Annotated in this window: 3 protein-coding genes; 2 read left to right on the top strand and 1 reads right to left on the bottom strand. The window is 65.1% G+C overall.

The genetic code is table 11. The features are described 5' to 3' along the window. The first annotated feature begins 140 nt into the window (after positions 1-140). The gene (gene argG / locus EII35_RS15185) at positions 141-1,565 is read left to right on the top strand and encodes an argininosuccinate synthase (RefSeq protein WP_125229303.1); all 1,425 of its coding nucleotides are present in this window, start codon (positions 141-143) and stop codon (positions 1,563-1,565) included. Positions 1,566-2,018: 453 nt separating this feature from the next. Beyond that, positions 2,019-3,197, top strand: a complete 1,179-nt coding sequence (locus EII35_RS16280) for a L,D-transpeptidase family protein (protein ID WP_260465152.1) — start codon at positions 2,019-2,021, stop codon at positions 3,195-3,197. 148 nt (positions 3,198-3,345) lie between these two features. Here EII35_RS16280 and EII35_RS15195 read toward each other — a convergent pair. Next, on the bottom strand, positions 3,346-3,905 hold a 560-nt coding region (locus tag EII35_RS15195; RefSeq protein ID WP_125229304.1), incomplete at its 5' end, for an IS5 family transposase.

Genomic DNA, 3,905 nt, shown 5'->3' on the forward strand with positions numbered 1-3,905 from the left:
GAACCCCAAAATGACCGCAAGCCTCACGCTCACACTACGTGAGGCACCAACCCACCCTTCGCGCTCATTCCTACGTGAGGCACCTCGGACCTTCAACAGGCGATGTCCCCTGACGAGGGGCTGTCCACTAAAGTGCTGCTGTGGCCAAGGTACTGACTTCCCTTCCCGTCGGCGAGCGCGTCGGCATCGCCTTCTCCGGTGGACTCGACACCTCCGTCGCCGTCGCCTGGATGCGTGAGATGGGTGCGATCCCCTGCACCTACACTGCCGACATCGGGCAGTACGACGAACCGGACATCGCGTCGGTGCCCGGACGCGCCGAGGTCTACGGCGCCGAGGTGTCCCGCCTCGTCGACTGCAAGGGGGCGCTCGTCGCCGAGGGGCTGTCCGCGTTGGCGTGCGGCGCCTTCCACATCCGCTCGGCGGGGAAGGCCTACTTCAACACCACCCCGATCGGGCGCGCGGTCACCGGCACCCTCCTCGTGCGGGCCATGGCCGCCGACGACGTCTTCATCTGGGGCGATGGCTCCACCTACAAAGGCAACGACATCGAGCGGTTTTACCGTTACGGGCTCCTCGCGAACCCGAGCCTGCGCATCTACAAGCCGTGGCTCGACGAGAACTTCGTCTCGCTGCTGGGTGGCCGCGCCGAGATGAGCACGTGGCTGTCCGAGCGGGGCCTGCCCTACCGCGACTCGAAGGAGAAGGCCTACTCCACCGACGCGAACATCTGGGGCGCCACCCATGAGGCCAAGACCCTGGAGGAGCTCAACGTGTCCCTGGAGACCGTCGAGCCGATCATGGGCGTGAAGTACTGGGACCGGAACGTCGACATCGACACCGAGGACGTCTCCATCGGCTTCGAGCAGGGGCAGCCGGTCAGCATCAACGGCCGTCGCTTCGGCTCCCCCGTCGACCTGGTGCTGGAGGCCAACGCGATCGGCGGTCGACACGGGCTGGGGATGAGCGACCAGATCGAGAACCGGATCATCGAGGCGAAGTCCCGCGGCATCTACGAGGCCCCGGGGATGGCGCTGCTGTGGATCGCCTACGAGCGGCTGCTGTCGGCCATCCACAACGAGGACACCCTCGCCAACTACCGTTCCGAGGGGCTGCGACTCGGGCGGCTGCTGTACGAGGGTCGCTGGCTCGACCCGCAGTCGCTGATGCTGCGGGAGTCCATCCAGCGGTGGGTCGCCTCGGCCGTGACGGGCGAGGTGGATCTCCGGCTGCGACGCGGTGACGACTACACCATCCTCGACACCCGTGGCCCGAACCTCAGCTACCAGCCGGAGAAGCTGTCGATGGAGCGCGTCCAGGACGCGGCCTTCGGCCCCACCGACCGCATCGGCCAGCTGACCATGCGCAACCTCGACATCGCCGACTCCCGCGAGAAGCTGGAGCTCTACGCCTCGCAGGGGACCCTCCTGGCCGGGCACGTGGACCTCATCGGGGAGATCGAGCAGGGTGGCGCGGCGACGATCGCGGCCCTCGGCTCGGGCGAGACGACCGAGGAGGTCGAGGAGGCGGCGCTGCGTTCCGCCATGGACTTCGGCACCGACTGAGGGACCGCCGAGGAGTCGACGGGTTTCGTCAGCTTGCCAACCTTTTGGGGCCGCGGACCGTCTGTCAGGAGTGGACACACTTTCGGCCATCCGGGAGAATGTCCGACACGGTACTCTGCTGTAAGGATCCTGATGTTGCGCTCACGTCTGCAGACATTAGCTGCCTCTCTCACTGCTGCACTAACCATCACCCTTGTCCCTGCTCTGCCATCGTGGGCGGACGAGGCGTCCCCGGAACCCCCTGTCCCCACAGACTCCTCGACCCCCGTCGTCGAGGAGCCCCCTGTGGGAGGCGCTCTTCCTGACCCGGGCGACCTGGAAGCGTCCACTGAGGCCACGGCTTCCCCCTCCAATTCAGACAGGCTCAACACCCCACGTCCAAACGAAGGAACTCCGCAGGAGCAGGATGCAGATCCTGCTGCCCAGGCGGAACCAGATCGACGATCCAAGCCGGTGTTGAAGGCGCCCAGGACCCACGTCGACCGCAGCGTCTCCATCCACAGCGGCCAACAAATCGGCTCCGGCTGGTCCACCTCACAGACCATGTTCCCAGGCGACCTCACCGGAGACGGCAACACCGACCTCCTCCTGATCACCACCACCGGCGACCTCTACCTATACCGCTCCTTGGACTCCAGCAGCTTCGCCAACCGAACCCGCCTCGGCACCGGCTGGAACCACACCACCGACATCCTCAGCGCCGACTGGGACGGCAACGGCACCATCGATCTCGTCGGACGATCCACCACCGGAGAACTCAAGTTCTACCCCGGCGACAACCGCGGCAACCTCCTCGGCAGCCGCACCATCGGCACCGGATGGAACCGCTTCACCACCATCGCAGGCATCCAGAAAGGCCCCAAGGGCAAACCAGCCATCATCGGACACCAACACGACGGACTCGCCCTCGTCTACGCCACCGACGGACGTCTCAACTTCTCCTCCCCCATCCGCACCGCCTCCGATTGGCACGGATTCCGCGCCCTCACCGGCACCACCGACTGGGACACCAACGGCCGCCACGACTACCTCACCATCGACGCAGACAACCGCCTGCGCTACCTCGCCTCCAGCTCCTCCGGCTACGACTTCGACCACCGAGAAGTCGGCACGGGCTGGCACAACATCACCCGCTTCACCACCGCACGCATCAACAACCAGGCCTTCATCTGGGCCGTCAACACCAACGGCAACCTCATCCGCTACAACCTCGAAACCAGCGAGAACCCTGCCCCCACGCCGCCCCCCGCCAACCCGGGAGTCAGTGTGGATTCACGCTGCCTCACGGGACGTGTGATGTGTGCCTCCAAGGCTGACCGCAAACTCCGCTGGATGATCGACGGCCAGGTGGTCCTGACGCTCGATGCCCGTTTCGGTACCGCCAAGGACCCCAGCGACAACGGCGCCTTCCGCGTGTCCTGGAAGTCACGGAATCACGTGTCGACGATCTACCACACAAAGATGCCCTACGCCATGTTCTACAACGGCGGTGAAGCCGTCCACTACTCCGCCGACTTCGCTGCCCGCGGCTGGGAGGGCGGGTCCCACGGTTGTATCAACATCCGGGACAAGGAAGGCATCGCGTGGCTCTTCGACCAGGTCAGGGTCGGGGACAAGGTCGTGGTGTACTAGTGGACCAGAAGTAATGATGTCGAGGCACGGACACGGCGGGCAGGGAGCGTTGAAGCCCTGCTCGCCCTCCGACCCCTCGAACCCTACTCCTACGACCGGTACAGTCACCCGGCGTGGGAATGCACGCTTCCCTGACTTAGAGGTCGTTTCATAACTGTTGGCGTGTTTGGATGAGGAATCGCATCGCGGTGTAGGCCGCGGCGAGGGTGAGTAGAGCGTTGGTGGTCGTGGCGGTACGGTCCCAACGACGGTCAAGACGTCGGAAGGTCACCAGCCAGGCGATGCTGCGTTCAACGACCCATCGGTGACGGCCCAGACGTTGGGAACTGTCCACACCCCTGCGCGCGATACGAGACTTGATGCCGAGCCGGCGGAGGTGACGACGACACCGCGTGTAGTCATATCCCTTGTCAGCAAGTAGTTTCTCGGGGCGCCGACGTCGCCTGCCCGGCCCGGGTGTCTTGATCGCCGGTGCCTGGTCCAGCAGCGGCTCGAACTGTTTGGAGTCATGGGTGTTGTCGGCTGAGAGGATCACTGCCAACGGGATGCCACGGGAGTCGGTCAACAAGTGGTACTTCGATCCGTTCTTCCCGCGGTCCACCGGGCTGGGGCCGACATGAAGCGCCCCAGGTTTCGTGCCGGTCCTTTCTGGGGTGGGAAGGTTGGCATCATGCCGAAGAAGATTGATCCCGCGGTGAAGGCTCGTGC

The organism is Arachnia propionica (assembly GCF_003932785.1).
GTDB lineage: Bacteria > Actinomycetota > Actinomycetes > Propionibacteriales > Propionibacteriaceae > Arachnia > Arachnia propionica_B.